At 70.3% G+C, this 16284-nt stretch carries 10 protein-coding genes; 7 read left to right on the top strand and 3 right to left on the bottom strand.

The features are described from left to right. Positions 1–27 precede the first annotated feature (27 nt). The gene (gene uvrA, locus EDD90_RS40300; protein WP_123978028.1) at positions 28–3069 is read left to right on the top strand and encodes an excinuclease ABC subunit UvrA; all 3042 of its coding nucleotides are present in this window, start codon (positions 28–30) and stop codon (positions 3067–3069) included. Between the two features lie 196 nt (positions 3070–3265). Here the strand turns inward: uvrA and EDD90_RS40305 are convergent, their stop codons facing one another. Beyond that, positions 3266–4177 carry a carbohydrate kinase gene (locus EDD90_RS40305; RefSeq protein ID WP_123978029.1) on the bottom strand — a complete coding sequence of 304 codons (912 nt, stop codon included), beginning with the start codon at positions 4175–4177 and terminating at the stop codon, positions 3266–3268. Next, positions 4177–5367, bottom strand: coding sequence for a LacI family DNA-binding transcriptional regulator (locus EDD90_RS40310; protein WP_123978030.1), 1191 nt, complete (start codon positions 5365–5367; stop codon positions 4177–4179). Before EDD90_RS40310 ends, EDD90_RS40305 begins: the two co-directional genes overlap by 1 nt. Before the next feature lie 330 nt (positions 5368–5697). On the opposite strand from EDD90_RS40310, the gene EDD90_RS40315 reads away from it, so the two are divergent. Continuing rightward, a complete protein-coding gene (locus EDD90_RS40315; protein ID WP_123978031.1) occupies positions 5698–6126 on the top strand; it encodes a Rieske (2Fe-2S) protein in 429 nt (142 codons plus the stop codon). 25 nt (positions 6127–6151) lie between these two features. Here the strand turns inward: EDD90_RS40315 and EDD90_RS40320 are convergent, their stop codons facing one another. Then, the gene (locus EDD90_RS40320; RefSeq protein ID WP_123978032.1) at positions 6152–7099 is read right to left on the bottom strand and encodes a hypothetical protein; all 948 of its coding nucleotides are present in this window, start codon (positions 7097–7099) and stop codon (positions 6152–6154) included. Between the two features lie 658 nt (positions 7100–7757). On the opposite strand from EDD90_RS40320, the gene uvrC reads away from it, so the two are divergent. The 5 genes from uvrC to EDD90_RS40345 all read left to right on the top strand — a co-directional run bounded on the left by uvrC (position 7758) and on the right by EDD90_RS40345 (position 16153). Beyond that, entirely contained in the window at positions 7758–9947 is a 2190-nt protein-coding gene (uvrC, locus tag EDD90_RS40325) for an excinuclease ABC subunit UvrC (protein ID WP_123978033.1), read from the top strand. Next, positions 9944–10984 carry an RNase adapter RapZ gene (rapZ, locus tag EDD90_RS40330; protein ID WP_123978034.1) on the top strand — a complete coding sequence of 347 codons (1041 nt, stop codon included), beginning with the start codon at positions 9944–9946 and terminating at the stop codon, positions 10982–10984. Before uvrC ends, rapZ begins: the two co-directional genes overlap by 4 nt. Continuing rightward, positions 10981–12048 (top strand): uridine diphosphate-N-acetylglucosamine-binding protein YvcK, encoded by a 1068-nt coding sequence (gene yvcK / locus EDD90_RS40335; protein WP_123978035.1) that lies wholly within the window; start codon positions 10981–10983, stop codon positions 12046–12048. Before rapZ ends, yvcK begins: the two co-directional genes overlap by 4 nt. Further along, positions 12039–13028 carry a DNA-binding protein WhiA gene (gene whiA / locus EDD90_RS40340; protein ID WP_030347991.1) on the top strand — a complete coding sequence of 330 codons (990 nt, stop codon included), beginning with the start codon at positions 12039–12041 and terminating at the stop codon, positions 13026–13028. The genes yvcK and whiA overlap by 10 nt, the downstream gene beginning before the upstream one ends. Positions 13029–13198: 170 nt before the next feature. Then, entirely contained in the window at positions 13199–16153 is a 2955-nt protein-coding gene (locus EDD90_RS40345) for a M14 family metallopeptidase (protein WP_123978036.1), read from the top strand. The last annotated feature ends 131 nt before the right edge of the window (positions 16154–16284 follow it).

Consider the following 16284-nt stretch of genomic DNA (forward strand, 5'->3'; position numbering starts at 1 on the left):
TTCTCTCAAGAAAGGTGCGGACCGGCTGTGGCCGACCGTCTCATCGTCCGTGGCGCGCGCGAGCACAACCTGAAGAATGTCTCGCTCGACCTGCCTCGCGACTCGCTCATCGTCTTCACGGGCCTGTCCGGGTCGGGCAAGTCCTCCCTGGCCTTCGACACGATCTTCGCCGAGGGCCAGCGTCGCTACGTGGAGTCCCTCTCCTCGTACGCCCGCCAGTTCCTCGGGCAGATGGACAAACCGGACGTGGACTTCATCGAGGGCCTGTCCCCGGCGGTGTCCATCGACCAGAAGTCCACCTCGCGCAACCCGCGCTCGACGGTCGGCACCATCACCGAGGTCTACGACTACCTACGGCTGCTCTTCGCGCGCATCGGCAAGCCGCACTGTCCCGAGTGCGGCCGCCCGATCTCGCGCCAGTCGCCGCAGGCCATCGTCGACAAGGTGCTGGAGCTGCCCGAGGGCAGCCGCTTCCAGGTGCTGTCGCCGCTGGTGCGCGAGCGCAAGGGAGAGTTCGTCGACCTCTTCACCGACCTCCAGACCAAGGGCTACAGCCGCGCGCGTGTGGACGGCGAGACCGTCCAGCTGTCCGAGCCGCCGATCCTGAAGAAGCAGGAGAAGCACACCATCGAGGTGGTCGTGGACCGTCTCACGGTGAAGGACACCGCCAAGCGCCGCCTCACCGACTCCGTGGAGACCGCGCTCGGCCTCTCCGGCGGCATGGTCGTACTCGACTTCGTCGACCTCCCCGAGGACGACCCCGAGCGCGAGCGCATGTACTCGGAGCACCTGTACTGCCCGTACGACGACCTGTCCTTCGAGGAGCTCGAGCCCCGCTCCTTCTCCTTCAACTCGCCCTTCGGCGCCTGCCCCGAGTGCACCGGCATCGGCACGCGTATGGAGGTCGACCCGGAGCTGATCGTCCCGGACGAGGACAAGTCCCTCGACGAGGGCGCCATCCACCCCTGGTCGCACGGTCACACCAAGGACTACTTCGGCCGTCTGATCGGCGCCCTCGCGGACGCCCTGGGCTTCCGGACCGACATCCCCTTTGCGGGCCTGCCGCAGCGCGCCAGGAAGGCCCTGCTCTACGGCCACAAGACGCAGATCGAGGTCCGCTACCGCAACCGGTACGGGCGGGAGCGCGTGTACACCACGCCCTTCGAGGGTGCGGTGCCGTTCGTCAAGCGCCGGCACAGCGAGGCCGAGAGCGATGCCAGCCGTGAGCGCTTCGAGGGCTACATGCGCGAGGTGCCCTGTCCGACCTGTCAGGGCACGCGCCTGAAGCCGATCGTCCTCGCGGTCACGATCATGGACAAGTCCATCGCCGAGGTCTCGGCGATGTCCATCAGTGACTGCGCGGACTTCCTGGGCGAGCTCAAGCTCAACGCGCGCGACAAGAAGATCGCCGAGCGCGTGCTGAAGGAGGTCAACGAGCGGCTGCGGTTCCTGGTCGACGTCGGCCTGGACTACCTCTCCCTGAACCGCGCGGCCGGCACGCTCTCCGGCGGCGAGGCCCAGCGCATCCGCCTGGCCACCCAGATCGGCTCCGGCCTCGTCGGCGTCCTGTACGTCCTCGACGAGCCGTCGATCGGCCTGCACCAGCGCGACAACCACCGGCTGATCGAGACCCTGGTCCGGCTGCGCGACATGGGCAACACGCTCATCGTCGTCGAGCACGACGAGGACACCATCAAGGTCGCCGACTGGGTCGTCGACATCGGCCCCGGCGCGGGCGAGCACGGCGGCAAGGTCGTGCACAGCGGCTCTCTCAAGGAACTACTCGTCAACGAGGAGTCGCAGACCGGCCAGTACCTGTCCGGCAGGAAGTCGATCCCGCTGCCCGATATCCGCCGCCCGCAGGACCCGTCCCGCCGGCTCACCGTGCACGGCGCCCGCGAGAACAACCTCCAGGACATCGACGTGTCCTTCCCGCTGGGCGTGTTCACGGCCGTCACGGGCGTGTCCGGCTCCGGCAAGTCGACGCTGGTCAACGACATCCTCTACACACACCTGGCCCGCGAGCTGAACGGTGCGCGCAACGTCCCCGGCCGGCACACGCGCGTGGACGGCGACGACCTCGTCGACAAGGTCGTGCACGTCGACCAGTCGCCCATCGGCCGCACCCCGCGGTCCAACCCGGCGACGTACACCGGCGTCTTCGACCACATCCGCAAGCTGTTCGCCGAGACCACCGAGGCGAAGGTCCGCGGCTACCTGCCGGGCCGTTTCTCCTTCAACGTCAAGGGCGGCCGCTGCGAGAACTGCGCGGGCGACGGCACCATCAAGATCGAGATGAATTTCCTCCCGGACGTCTACGTCCCGTGCGAGGTCTGCCACGGCGCCCGGTACAACCGGGAGACGCTGGAGGTCCACTACAAGGGCAAGTCCATCTCCGAGGTCCTGAACATGCCGATCGAGGAGGCCACGGGATTCTTCGAGGCCGTCCCGTCGATCGCCCGCCACCTGAACACGCTGAAGGACGTCGGCCTCGGTTACGTCCGCCTCGGCCAGTCCGCGACCACTCTGTCCGGCGGCGAGGCCCAGCGCGTGAAGCTCGCCAGCGAGCTGCAGAAGCGCTCCACCGGGCGGACGGTCTACGTCCTCGACGAACCGACCACCGGTCTGCACTTCGAGGACATCAGCAAGCTGCTGAAGGTCCTCGGCGGCCTCGTCGACAAGGGCAACACGGTCATCGTCATCGAGCACAACCTCGACGTGATCAAGACCGCGGACTGGGTCGTCGACATGGGCCCGGAAGGCGGCGCGGGCGGCGGACTCGTCGTGGCGGAGGGCACCCCGGAGGAGGTCGCCGCGGTCCCGGCCAGTCACACCGGCAAGTTCCTGCGCGAGATCCTCGGCGCCGACCGCGTCAGCGACGCCAGCTCGGTGAAGGCTCCGCGCAAGACAGCGGCCAGGACGACGGCCAAGAAGACGGTGGCGGCCAAGTCGACGGCGAGGAAGACGGCGACCGCCACCACCGCCGACAACGCGGCTGTGAAGAAGGCGGCCGAGGTCACGAAGAAGACCACGCCCGCGAAGAAGACGACGCGGGCCCGCAAGGCCTGAGGACACCGGGCAACCGGGCAACTAGTTCGGACAAATCCAGAAAAGTATGGCGCCCCGCGGGAACTTCCCGCGGGGCGCCGCACGTTGCACGATCAGCCGCCCGATCTCTGCGGCCACGACGAACCTTGACTCCTCAACAGTGGAACCAGCGGAATCAGAGAAGCGGCGAATCCGAAGACGGCGAGCCGAACGCCCCTTACAGATCGCCCAGTTCAAAGGCGTACGGCGGCTCCGCACCCGCCCGGGAACAGGTGATCGCGGCTGCCCGCGCCGCGAATCGCAGCAGCCTCGTCCAACCGTCGGCGCCCAGTCCCAGGAGCGCCTCGGCGGACAGGGCGTCCTGGGCGGCGAGGCCGTGCAGCAGAGCCGCGTTCACGGTGTCACCGGCGCCGATCGTGTCCACGACGTCGACCTCCTCACCGGGGACGGCGTACACGCTGCCGTCGGGCGTGAAGGCGCTGAGACCGTCGCCGCCATGGGTGATCACGACGGCCGACGGACCCGCCGCCAGCCAGTCGTGCGGGGTGCCGCCCAGCCACAGCGCGTCCTCCTCGGAGAGCTTGAGGAGAGTCACCGAGGGCAGCCAGCTCCTGAAACGTGCCCGGTAGGCGTCCGGGTCCGGGATCAGGCCTGCCCGGATGTTCGGGTCGAGGGCGGTGAACAGGCCCTGCCCGGCCGCGCTGCGCATCAGCTCCTCGTAGGCGCTCGCCCCGGGCTCCAGGGCGAGCGAGAGCGTGCCGAAGGAGACGGCACGGGTCGTGGCGGGGAGGGCGGCGGGGGCGGCGAACAACCGGTCGGCGGTGCCGTCGACGTAGAAGGAGTAGGAGGCGGAGCCCTGCGCGTCGATCGTGGCGACCGCGAGGGTGGTCGGTTCCGCACCCCGCTCCACGAGGGACACGTCCACATCCGCCCGTCGCAGTCCGTCCAGCAGAGCCTCGCCGAAGGCGTCCCCGGAGGTGCGAGAACAGAACGTGGTGGGGGAGCCGAGGCGGCCGAGGGCCACGGCCGTGTTGTACGGGCCGCCGCCGAGCGCCGGCTGCAGGGCCGCGAGGGCGCCCGTGCCCTGCGGTACCAGGTCGATCAGTGCCTCACCGGCGACGACGATCACTAGAGGGTTCCTTTCTCGGGGCGCTCGGGATGTTCGGGATGCCCGGACCGCTTGGACTGCGGGACCCGTTGGGAGCGTGCGGACTGCTGACGGGACCGAGCCGGCCGGACCTCTGCGGACCGAAGGCGGGACGGGGCCGACCGGTCCTGCCCGGCCGCACCGTCCTCGCCGTCCGTCTCCCGGCATCCGCACGACGTCCGGTGCACGAAGGTGCAGGGAAGCCGTACGGTCCGGACGGGCCGGTCGGGCGAGGCCAGCCGTTCGAGGAGCACCCGGACCGCCTCGGCGCCGATCTCCTTGCTGGGCTGGGCCACGGCCGTGAGCCGGGGCGAGAACAGGTCGGCCCAGGCGAAGTCGTCGAAGCAGCACAGGGCGATGTCGTCCGGCACGGCGAGACCCCGCGCGCGCAGGGCGCGCAGGGCGCCGATGGTCATCGCGTTGTTGGCGGTGACGAGTGCCGTGGGAGGTGCGGCGAGCGACATCAGGGCGGTGGTGGCCCGCTCGGCTCCGGCGGACTCGGAGTTGCCGGGGACCACCAGACTCTCGTCGAGGGGCAGCCCGGCGGTGGCAAGCCCCTGCCGGTAGCCGGTGACCCGTTCGGCGGTGGTGCTGAGCCCGGGCAACCCCGCGACCAGCCCGATCCGGCGGTGCCCGAGAGCGGCGAGGTGGGTGACGAGCCGGGCCGTCGGCTCCGTGTTCTCGGCGCAGACCTGGTCGAAGAGCGGGGCGATGTCCGCTCGGCCGTCGATCACCCGGTCGAGGAGAACGGCCGGCACGGCATGGCGGCCGAGGTAGGCGAGGAGTCCGCGAGGGTCGGCGGAGGGAGCGACGATCATGCCGTCGACGCGGCGTTCGTGGAGGAGTTGGACCACCTTGCGCTCGTGCTCGGGGTCGTCGTGCGGGTCGGCGATGAGCAGGCTGTAGCCGCGCTCCAGGGCGGCGGCCTCGACTCCCTGGAGGATCTCCGTGAAATAGGGATTGCTGATGGCCGACACCGCGAGCCCGATGGAGCGGGTGCGGGAGGTCACCAGGGAGCGGGCGAGAGTGTTGGGCGTATAGCCCAGTTCCTCGATGGCGTCGAGGACGGCCTGCCGGGTGTGGGGCAACACCGGACGCGTCTCGTTGAGCACATGGGAGACGGTCGCCACGGAGACACCGGCGCTCCGGGCCACGTCGGCCATGGTGGGCATGGGCTCCCCTTCTCCGCTTTCCGCCTGGGGCAAGGCTCCTTGGTTCCCACGCCGGGGTCGCCGTGGGCCTTCGGCCGGGAAGTTACCTCATCCGACACGGCCGCGTAAACGCTTACGCAAGCGTTTACGTCCTTGCCGGGCGAGACCTCACCCACGTCACCACCCACTCCGAAGCGGGACAGACCCGCCCAGGTATCGTCGCCCTGCACGATCCAGGACGACCGTCCCGTACCGCTGCTCCGTGCCGCCATGGTCCGCACCGCCCGCGGCGACGGTCCCGCGAACCTCTCGGACCACCGTCCCCAGCACTCCGACCCACCTGGAGCCCCCATGCCCGCCCGTCCCTCCGCCGGCCGCCGCACCCTCCTGCTCGGAGCGGCGGCCGCACCGGTCGCCGGGCTGGGACTGGCCGCCTGTTCGGCACCCGGCGGCGGAGCCTCGGCGGACGCGACGCCGACCGCGCCCGTCGATCTCGGGGCCGAGAGCGAGCTCGCCAAGGGCGGCGCCAAGCTCTACCGAGAGCACAACGTCGTCGTCAGCCGGTCCGCCGACGGGGACCTGAAGGCATACAGCACGATCTGCACGCACGCGGGGTGCCCGATCAACAAGCTCCAGGGCACGACGCTGGTCTGCCCCTGCCACGGCAGCGAGTTCGACGCCTTGACCGGCAAGGTGGTGCGGTCGCCTGCCACCGAGCCGTTGCACGAACTGCCGGTCAAGGCCGCGAACGGCCGGATCGTCGCGGGACCGGGCGCCTGATCCGAAGGGCCGGTTCAGCGCCGGTTCAATCCCAGTCCCAGCCGATCCCCAGGAGGCCCGGCCGCACCCGGGGCTCGACCAGATGGACGGAGCGGTGCAGCCCGCTCAGCGGCAGGGCCTGCCGACCGCTGCGCGGGGCCGCCGCAGAGTGCTGGGCGAACCGGTGGCAGCGCGTCGGCAGTGCCTCGGCGGCGAAATGCACCTGGAGGGTGTACTGGCCGCCGGGAAAGCCGAAATCGCGGACGTACTCGCGTGAGACACCGGCCGTGCCGTCCTCGACGGCATAGCGGAAGAGGAAGGTGTCGCCGGAGCGCAGACGGGTGCCGAAGAGGAGTTCGGCGACGAGGAGGCCGGTCTCCGGGTCCGCACGGACGCGTCCCGTGCGGCAGTTCTCCAAGGCGCGCACGGTCATGTGCTCCGGGGCGCAGCCGGGGTCGCCGTGGTGGACGGCCACGAAGCGGTCGATACCGTCCCGGTGGGCGCGCACGATGTGCTGCGACTCGCGGGCGCAGAGCTCGCGGCGGGTGCCGATCCGCACCCGCTCATGGTGTCCCAGGGTGTGCAGGCCGCCGTCAAGAGACCAGCCGAGCTCGGTCTGCAGCCGGTCCAGGACGTCGGAGGCCTCGATCCGCGAGCGGTAGGAGCGGGCCGCGGGACCGCGTACGGCAGGGCCCTGGTCGGCGTCGGCGAGCAGCCGGATCAGGGACTCGTCCGGGAGCTGGAGGATCTCCTCCAGTGCGCGGACGGCCCGCAGCGACTCCGGGCGCTGGGGGCGGCGGGCGCCCTGCTGCCAGTAGCTCAGGCTGGTGACGCCCACCTTGACCCCGTAGCGCGACAGATGGTGCTGGACGCGCTGGAGCGGCAGCCCACGGGCGGCGATCGCGGCGCGCAGTGCCACGTGGAAGGGGCCGCCGCGCAGGGCCGAGTCCAGTTCCGCGGTGGCGACGTCCGCGTGCTGTATGCCGTGCCGCATGCAGGGGGCCTTTCTCTTGGGGGGTTCACAACGGCTGGTCAGGCCGTTGGCGCGGGTTCGGGGCCACCCCGTCGGTGCCGGGGCGGCCGCACCTGGGTGCGCCGCGTCCGCAGGCCGTCGCTCACGGCCCCGAGCTCCCCCGCATTGAAGCGTGTTGACCAATCCCCGACAACACCTTGGTCCGGCCGAGGGTGCCGACCTGGCCGAGGCATGACGTCGTGGACGGCGGGATCGGGCGTGCGGGGCGGTGCTCTGGCGGGCCCGGGGGACCGGGGACCGTTCGCTCGGAAGGCGCCGGTTCGGGGAGCGAGCCGGGCAAGGTCCTCGGTCATCGGCCCGGTGGCGCTGCAAGGCCTGCCGGCCAGGCGCGTAAGTGTGGCGTGCCGGAACGGTTCGTGATGTTGCCGAGGTGGCCGATTTCGAGATGCGCGCGCCCTGCCGGGCCGCGGGCCTGATCACGCCCGGAAGCGGGAGGTTCCGCAGCCCGGTCCACCTGCAGGCCCACACACCCCGGAACCCCCGCCACGCTCCGGAGCCCCGCCACGCGCCACGCCCCTGCCAGCCCGCGGTTCCCGGCCACTCGCCGACCCCGTCGGCTCCGCCGAGGGTTGTCCACAGGCTCGTCGTGGTGTCGGTGCTCGCCAGTAGGGTGTGAGACATGGCCGACCCCTCCAGCTACCGCCCCAAGCCGGGACAGATCCCGGACTCTCCCGGGGTGTACAGGTTCCGTGACGAGCACCGCCGGGTGATCTACGTCGGAAAGGCGAAGAGCCTGCGCCAGCGCCTGGCGAACTACTTCCAGGACCTGGTGAACCTGCACCCCCGCACCAGGACGATGGTCACCACCGCCGCGTCCGTGGAGTGGACCGTGGTGTCCACGGAGGTCGAGGCGCTCCAGCTGGAGTACTCCTGGATCAAGGAGTACGACCCCCGGTTCAACGTCAAGTACCGCGACGACAAGAGCTACCCGTACCTCGCGGTGACGATGAACGAGGAATTCCCGCGTGTCCAGGTGATGCGGGGTCACAAGAAGAAGGGCGTCCGCTACTTCGGGCCGTACGGTCACGCGTGGGCGATCCGGGACACCGTCGACCTGCTGCTGCGGGTGTTCCCGGTGCGCACCTGCTCCGCCGGGGTGTTCAAGAACGCCACCCGTACCGGCCGTCCCTGTCTGCTCGGCTACATCGGCAAGTGCTCGGCCCCCTGCGTCGACCGGATCTCCCCGGAGGACCATCGCGAACTGGCCGAGGAGTTCTGCGACTTCATGGCGGGCCGCACCGGCACCTACCTCCGCCGTCTGGAGAAGCAGATGATGGAGGCCGCCGAGGAGATGGAGTACGAGCGGGCCGCTCGGCTGCGCGACGACATCGAGGCCCTGAAGAAGGCCATGGAGAAGAACGCGGTCGTGCTCGCCGATGCGACCGACGCCGACCTCATCGCGGTCGCCGAGGACGAGCTGGAGGCGGCCGTCCAGATCTTCCATGTGCGCGGTGGAAGGGTGCGCGGCCAGCGTGGCTGGGTCACGGACAAGGTGGAGGAGGTCACCACCGCTGCCCTCGTCGAGCACGCTCTCCAGCAGCTCTACGGCGAGGAGACCGGCGACGCGGTTCCCAAGGAGGTGCTGGTCCCGGCCCTGCCCGACCCGGTCGAGCCGGTCCAGGAGTGGCTCACCGGCCGCCGCGGCTCCAACGTCTCGCTGCGCATCCCGCAGCGCGGCGACAAGAAGGCCCTGATGGAGACCGTGGAGCGCAACGCCCAGCAGGCGCTCGCCCTGCACAAGACCAAGCGCGCCTCCGATCTCACCACCCGCTCACGCGCGCTGGAGGAGATCGCCGACGCCCTGGACCTGGACAGCGCCCCACTGCGCATCGAGTGCTACGACATCTCCCACCTCCAGGGCGACGACGTGGTGGCCTCCATGGTCGTCTTCGAGGACGGGCTGCAGCGCAAGAGCGAGTACCGCCGCTTCCAGATCAAGGGCTTCGCCGGCCAGGACGACGTGCGCTCCATGCACGAGGTGATCACCCGCCGCTTCCGCCGCTACCTCGCCGAGAAGGAGAGGACCGGGGAGTGGGCGGAGGACGGCACCGAAAACGGACCCACAGGCGCCGAGACGCTCACGGGCGGCCCGCTCACAGGCGGCACCCTCACAGCCGACGGGACCGAGCCGGCAGCCGACGGGACCGAGCCGGCCGACGGCCTGAAAGACTCCGACGGCCTCAAGGACACCGACGGCTTCAAGAACGAGGACGGCCGTCCCAGGAAGTTCGCCTACCCGCCTCAGCTCGTGGTCGTCGACGGCGGCCGGCCGCAGGTCGCGGCGGCCAAGCGGGCGCTCGACGAACTGGGTATCGACGACATCGCCGTCTGCGGCCTCGCCAAGCGCCTCGAAGAGGTCTGGCTGCCCGAGGACGACGACCCCGTGGTCCTGCCTCGTAGCAGCGAGGGGCTGTATCTCCTCCAGCGCGTCCGCGACGAAGCGCACCGCTTCGCCATCTCCTACCAGCGCACCAAGCGCGCCAAGCGCTTCCGCTCCGGCCCCCTGGACGACGTACCGGGCCTCGGCGAGACCCGCAGACAGACACTGATCAAGCATTTCGGCTCGGTGAAGAAGCTGCGGTCCGCCACAATCGAGCAGATTCAGGAAGTGCCCGGGATAGGCCGCAAGACGGCCGAGACCATCGCCGCGGCCCTCGCCCAGGCGGCCCCGGCCGCGCCCGCCGTGAACACGGCAACCGGAGAGATCATGGATGACAGGGAAGACGAGGTGCCCGAGACGACGGCGGACGCCTCGGGGGAGCCCGTACCCGCGGGCGCCCCGGACGATCGACGGGGGCAGGAGACATGACCGAGCACGACGCACAGCACACAGACCAGCGAGATCCGGCGTTCAGCGAAACGCAGGGCGCGGCCAAGGAAACGCACAACGAGGCGCGCCAGGATCACCCGCAGGAAGCGGAAGCGGTCCAGGAAAACGGAGCAGAAGTGAGTACGGACGTCACTCCGGCCGGGGTCCCCGAGGCGGCCATCCCCGAGCTGGTGATCATCTCCGGCATGTCCGGAGCCGGCCGTTCGACGGCGGCCAAGTGTCTGGAGGACCTCGGCTGGTTCGTGGTGGACAACCTCCCGCCGGCCCTCATCCCCACCATGGTCGAGCTGGGCGCCCGCTCGCAGGGCAACGTGGCGCGGATCGCGGTCGTCGTCGACGTGCGCGGCCGGCGCTTCTTCGACAACCTGCGCGAGTCCCTCGCCGACCTGGACAGCCGGGGCGTCACCCGCCGGATCGTCTTCCTGGAGTCCTCCGACGACGCCCTGGTCCGCCGTTTCGAGTCGGTGCGCCGCCCGCATCCGCTCCAGGGCGACGGCCGCATCGTCGACGGCATCGCCGCCGAGCGTGAGCTGCTGCGCGAGCTGCGAGGCGACGCCGACCTGGTGATCGACACCTCCAGCCTGAACGTGCACGAGCTGCGCGCGAAGATGGACGCCCAGTTCGCCGGCGAGGAGGAGCCGGAGCTGCGGGCGACCGTGATGTCGTTCGGGTTCAAGTACGGCCTGCCGGTCGACGCCGACCTGGTCGCCGACATGCGGTTCCTGCCCAACCCGCACTGGGTGCCGGAGCTGCGCCCGTACACCGGCCTCAACGAGGAGGTGTCGGCGTATGTCTTCAACCAGCCGGGTGCCAAGGAATTCCTCGACCGGTACGCCGAGCTGCTGCGGCTGATCGCCACCGGTTACCGGCGCGAGGGCAAGCGGTACGTGACCATCGCCATCGGCTGCACGGGCGGCAAGCACCGCTCCGTCGCCGTGTCCGAGAAGCTCGCCGCCCGCCTGGCCGCCGAGGGAGTGGAGACCGTAGTCGTGCACCGGGACATGGGGCGCGAGTGACCGGACGTTCTCCACGGCTGGGCAGGCTGCGCCGGGCGGTGCCCGAGACCCGTGCGAGCCGCCCCGTCGAGGCCCGCGGCGCGCGGCCGCGCCGTCGCGGTGCCCAGCCCAAGGTGGTCGCCCTGGGCGGCGGTATGGGCCTGTCGGCCTCGCTCGCCGCGCTGCGCCGGATCACCGGCGACCTCACCGCCGTCGTCACCGTGGCCGACGACGGCGGCTCCAGCGGGCGCCTGCGCGACGAGCTGGGCGTGCTGCCGCCCGGCGACCTGCGCAAGGCGCTGGCCGCGCTGTGCGGTGACGACGACTGGGGGCAGACCTGGGCCCGGGTCATCCAGCACCGTTTCCAGTCCAAGGGCGACCTGCACGACCACGCGGTCGGCAATCTGCTGATCGTCGCCCTGTGGGAACAGCTCGGCGACCATGTCCAGGCCCTGGACCTGGTCGGCAGGCTGCTCGGTGCGCACGGGCGTGTGCTGCCCATGTCCGCCGTGCCGCTGGAGCTGCAGGCCCTGGTCAAGGGGCACGACCCGGAGCGGCCGGACGAGGTGGACATCGTCCGGGGGCAGGCCACCGTGGCGCTCACACCCGGTGAGGTCCAGTCCGTGCATCTGGTGCCGCACGACCCGCCGGCCGTGCCGGAGGCCGTCGCGGCCGTGCTGGACGCCGACTGGGTGGTACTCGGCCCGGGGTCCTGGTTCTCCTCGGTGATTCCGCACCTGCTCGTTCCCGAGCTGTTCGATGCGCTCAACGAGACCAAGGCACGTAAGGTCCTGTCCCTGAACCTGGCACCCCAGCCGGGAGAAACCGAAGGCTTCTCCCCGCAGCGTCATTTGGAGGTTTTGGGGCGACACGCCCCTAAACTCGCCCTGGACGTGGTGCTGGCCGACGAGGCCGCCGTGCCCGACCGCGACTCGCTCACCGAGGCCGCCAAGCGGTTCGGAGCCGCGGTCGAGCTGAGCCCCGTGGCCCGGACCGACGGTTCACCCCGGCACGACCCGGAGCTGTTGGCCGCCGCGTACGACCGTATTTTTCGGATGCATGGAAGGATCGGCCCATGGCGATGACGGCAGCGGTGAAGGACGAGATCTCCCGGCTACCCGTCACCCGGACCTGCTGCCGGAAGGCGGAGGTCTCCGCCATTCTGCGGTTCGCGGGCGGCCTCCACCTGGTGAGCGGGCGCATTGTGATCGAGGCGGAGCTGGACACCGCGATGGCGGCCCGGCGCCTCAAGCGGGACATCCTGGAGATCTTCGGTCACAGCTCCGAGCTGATCGTGATGGCTCCCGGCGGGCTGCGCCGCGGCTCGCGCTACGTCGTGCGGGTGGTCGCGGGCGGTGACCAGCTGGCCCGCCAGACCGGCCTGGTGGACGGGCGGGGGCGCCCGATCCGGGGCCTGCCCCCGCAGGTGGTCTCCGGGGCCACCTGTGACGCGGAAGCGGCCTGGCGCGGTGCGTTCCTCGCGCACGGCTCGCTCACCGAGCCGGGCCGTTCCTCCTCCCTGGAGGTGACCTGCCCCGGTCCGGAGGCCGCGCTCGCCCTGGTCGGCGCCGCCCGCCGGCTGTCCATCGCGGCGAAGGCCCGTGAGGTACGGGGTGTGGACCGGGTGGTCGTCCGTGACGGTGACGCGATCGGCGCCCTGCTGACCCGCCTCGGTGCACACGAGTCGGTGCTGGCCTGGGAGGAGCGCCGGATGCGGCGCGAGGTCCGTGCCACCGCGAACCGCCTCGCCAACTTCGACGACGCCAACCTGCGCCGCTCCGCCCGTGCGGCCGTCGCCGCCGGTGCCCGGGTCCAGCGGGCCCTGGAGATCCTCGGCGACGAGGTGCCCGAGCACCTTGCCGCGGCCGGCCGGCTGCGGATGGAGCACAAGCAGGCCTCCCTGGAGGAGCTGGGCGCGCTCGCCGACCCGCCGCTCACCAAGGACGCCGTCGCCGGCCGGATCCGCCGCCTTCTCGCGATGGCCGACAAGCGCGCCTCCGACCTGGGCATCCCGGGCACCGAGGCCAACCTCTCCGAGGAGCTGGCGGACAACCTCGTGGGCTGACCGCACGTCAGTTCGCCGGTGCCGACGGTCCATTGGGCCGTCGGCACCAGTTCTTTTACACGGAGGTGCAGTAGTCATGGCCTGTCCGTGAGTCGCCCTTGACTGGATCATGGAGTGTCATGAGCCTGGCATGAGTTCGCCGCTGTGGCGGACCACGGCAAGGGGGGTACATGAGACACAGAGCGAGATCGATCCTCGCTGTCGGCGCGCTCCTGATCGGCGGAGCGAGCCTTGCACCCATCGCGCAGGCGCAGACCGGGAGTTCGCCGAAACCCGACCCCGGCGAGGTCAAGGTCTACCGCGCCGCCGTCACCAAGAAGCAGATTCCCCTGTTGCTCAAGGCCGGCCAGGACGGCCATGAACTCGGCGACCAGGTCTCCGGATCAGGGAAGACGGAAGTCGAGCTCTACCTCACCGGCGACCAGGCGAAGAAGCTGGAGAAGCAGGGCGTCGGCCTCACCGAGCACACACTCTCGGCCAAGGCCGAGACGCGGGTCGAGGACGCCTCGCAGGGCGTGTTCCGCCCGTACAGCGGCAGCGGTGGGCTCAAGGCGGAGATCCTCGCGACCGCGCAGGCCAACCCCGGTCTGACCAAGGTCGAGTCCATCGGCAAGACGATCGACGGCCAGGACATCCTCGCGCTCAAACTGACCAAGGGCGCGAAGAAGTCGAAGGACGGCTCCAAGCCCTCCGTGCTGTACGTGTCCAACCAGCACGCGCGCGAGTGGATCACACCGGAGATGACCCGCCGGCTGATGCACTACTACCTGGACAACTACTCGACCGACAAGCGCATCAAGAAGATCGTCGACTCGACCGAGCTGTGGTTCGTGCTCTCGGCCAACCCCGACGGCTACGACTACACCTTCCAGAACTCCGACACCCGCCTGTGGCGCAAGAACCTGCGGGACGTCAACGGCGACGGTGTCATCTCCGCGGGTGACGGCGTCGACCTCAACCGCAACTTCGGCTACAAGTGGGGCTACGACGACGAGGGATCGTCCCCCAACCCCACCAGTGAGACCTACCGCGGCGCGAGCCCCGAGTCCGAGCCCGAGACCAGGGCGCTGGACGACTTCGAGAAGCGGGTCCGGTTCACGTACGGCATCAACTACCACTCCGCCGCCGAACTCCTCCTCTACGGCGTCGGCTGGCAGGTGGCCACCCCGACCCCGGACGACGTCCTCTACAAGGCCCTCGCCGGCACCCCCGGCAACTCCGCGGTCCCGGGGTACCACCCGCAGGTTTCCTCGGAGCTCTACACCACCAACGGCGAGGCGGACGGGCACGCGTCCAACGTCAACGGCATGGCGATGTTCACCCCCGAGATGTCGACCTGCCAGACGGCGTCGGACATCGACCCGAACGACGCCTGGAACGCCGCCGACTGCCAGTCGGTCTTCAACTTCCCGGACGACGAGAAGCTGATCCAGGACGAGTTCGAGAAGAACATCCCGTTCGCGCTCTCCGTCGCCGAGACCGCCGCCCACCCCGACCGGCCGACCTCGTCCGTGGGTCTGAGTGCGGCCGACTTCACCCCGGCCGCCTTCTCCACGTCGTACTCGCGCGGCGCCGACCAGGAGGTCTCCGTCGTCGTACGGAAGTCCGTGCGCGACAAGGAGCTCAGGTACCGCGTCAACGGCGGCCGTACGCACGACATCGCGCTCAGGCCCTGGAGGGGCGGCGAGACCTACGGCGGTCACGACAACCTCTACTTCGACGAGTACCGGGCCAAGGTGAAGGACGGCGCCCCGGGCGACAAGGTCGAGGTGTGGTTCACCGGGAAGGCCAGGGGCAGCAAGAAGGTCGCGAGCTCGCACTTCACCTACACCGTGGCCCGGCTGGCGAAGGCCGACACGCTCGTCGTGGCCGAGGAGGGCACGGCCGCCACCCAGGCGCAGACCTACGTCGACGCGCTCAAGGCCGCCGGGCACAAGGCGGTCGTCTGGGACGTCGCCACCCAGGGCGCGCCCGACGCGCTGGGCGTGCTGAAGCACTTCAGGACCGTCGTCCACTACTCCGGTACGAACGGCCCGGGCAACGACACCCAGCTCCAGCTGCGCGCCTACCTCAACGAGGGCGGCAGGCTGATCGAGGCGGGCGAGCTGGCCGGCGGAAACGTCGACCTCGGCGACGGCACCCCGTCGAACGACTTCAGCCAGTACTACCTGGGCGCCTACTCCCGTACGTCGACGCCCGGCGCCACCGGCTTCACAGGCTCCGGCGCACTGGACGGCTTCACCGGCGCGCTGAGCGGCACCACCGCCAACCCGCTCGACAAGGCCGGGACCTACGCCGTCACCTCCGACGAACTCTCCGCCGACAAGTACCCCCAGTTCGCCAGCGCGGGCGCGGGCCAGTTCGCCGGGACCGTCAACCCGTACGGGCCGTACTCCGGGTCGTACATGGCCGCCGCGGTCCACACCGACGACGCCTACAAGCGCCTCACCCGCACCATCGACCTCACCGGTGTCGGCGCGGCCGAGCAGCCCACCCTCAGCACCAAGCTGCTGTGGGACACCGAGCCCGGCTACGACCACGCGGTCGTCGAGGTCCACACGGTCGGCGCCGACGACTGGACGACCCTGCCGGAGAAGGGCGGTGCCACCAGCAGCGCCGTACCGTCCGACTGCGGGGCCGGCTTCCTGATCGCCGAGCACCCGTGGCTCAAGCACTACCTCACCATCGCGAACAACCAGTGCACGGCGACCGGCACCAGCGGCGCCTGGAACAGCTTCACCGGCAGCTCGACGGGCTGGCAGTCCGTGAACTTCGACCTGAGCGCGTACGCCGGCAAGTCGGTCGAGGTCTCCCTCTCCTACATCACCGACCCGAGCACCGGCGGGCACGGCGTCCTCGTCGACGACGCCTCGCTCGTGGTCGGCGGCAAGGCCACCGAGACCGAGGGCTTCGAGTCCTCCCTCGGTGCGTGGAGCGTCGCCGGACCGCCCGCGGGCAGCCCGGCCGTCCTCAAGGACTGGGAGCGCACCGGGGCGTTGTTCAAGACGTACGGAGCGGTCACCACCGACCGCACCGTGCTGCTCGGCTTCGGCCTGGAACAGGTCACCTCCGCGGCCGATCGTGCCGCTCTGGTGAAGAAGGCGTTGACGGCGCTCGACAGATGATCCGGAGGGCGCTCGAAAGTTGACATGAACGGCACTCGACAAGTGAGCCGACCCGCTCACGAACGAGTGAAAGCGCGGTAAAAACGGGTCGTCATACCGTGACAAAACGGTGTGATTCGATCCCCGATCCG

The organism is Streptomyces sp. Ag109_O5-1 (assembly GCF_003814875.1).
Lineage (GTDB): Bacteria > Actinomycetota > Actinomycetes > Streptomycetales > Streptomycetaceae > Streptomyces > Streptomyces sasae.

Coding starts and splice junctions, on each gene's coding strand:
- EDD90_RS40310 (WP_123978030.1), bottom strand. CDS start 5,367: ATGCCCACCATGGCCGACGTGGCCCGGAGCGCCGGTGTCTCCGTGGCG.
- EDD90_RS40315 (WP_123978031.1), top strand. CDS start 5,698: ATGCCCGCCCGTCCCTCCGCCGGCCGCCGCACCCTCCTGCTCGGAGCG.
- EDD90_RS40320 (WP_123978032.1), bottom strand. CDS start 7,099: ATGCGGCACGGCATACAGCACGCGGACGTCGCCACCGCGGAACTGGAC.
- uvrC (WP_123978033.1), top strand. CDS start 7,758: ATGGCCGACCCCTCCAGCTACCGCCCCAAGCCGGGACAGATCCCGGAC.
- rapZ (WP_123978034.1), top strand. CDS start 9,944: ATGACCGAGCACGACGCACAGCACACAGACCAGCGAGATCCGGCGTTC.
- whiA (WP_030347991.1), top strand. CDS start 12,039: ATGGCGATGACGGCAGCGGTGAAGGACGAGATCTCCCGGCTACCCGTC.
- EDD90_RS40345 (WP_123978036.1), top strand. CDS start 13,199: ATGAGACACAGAGCGAGATCGATCCTCGCTGTCGGCGCGCTCCTGATC.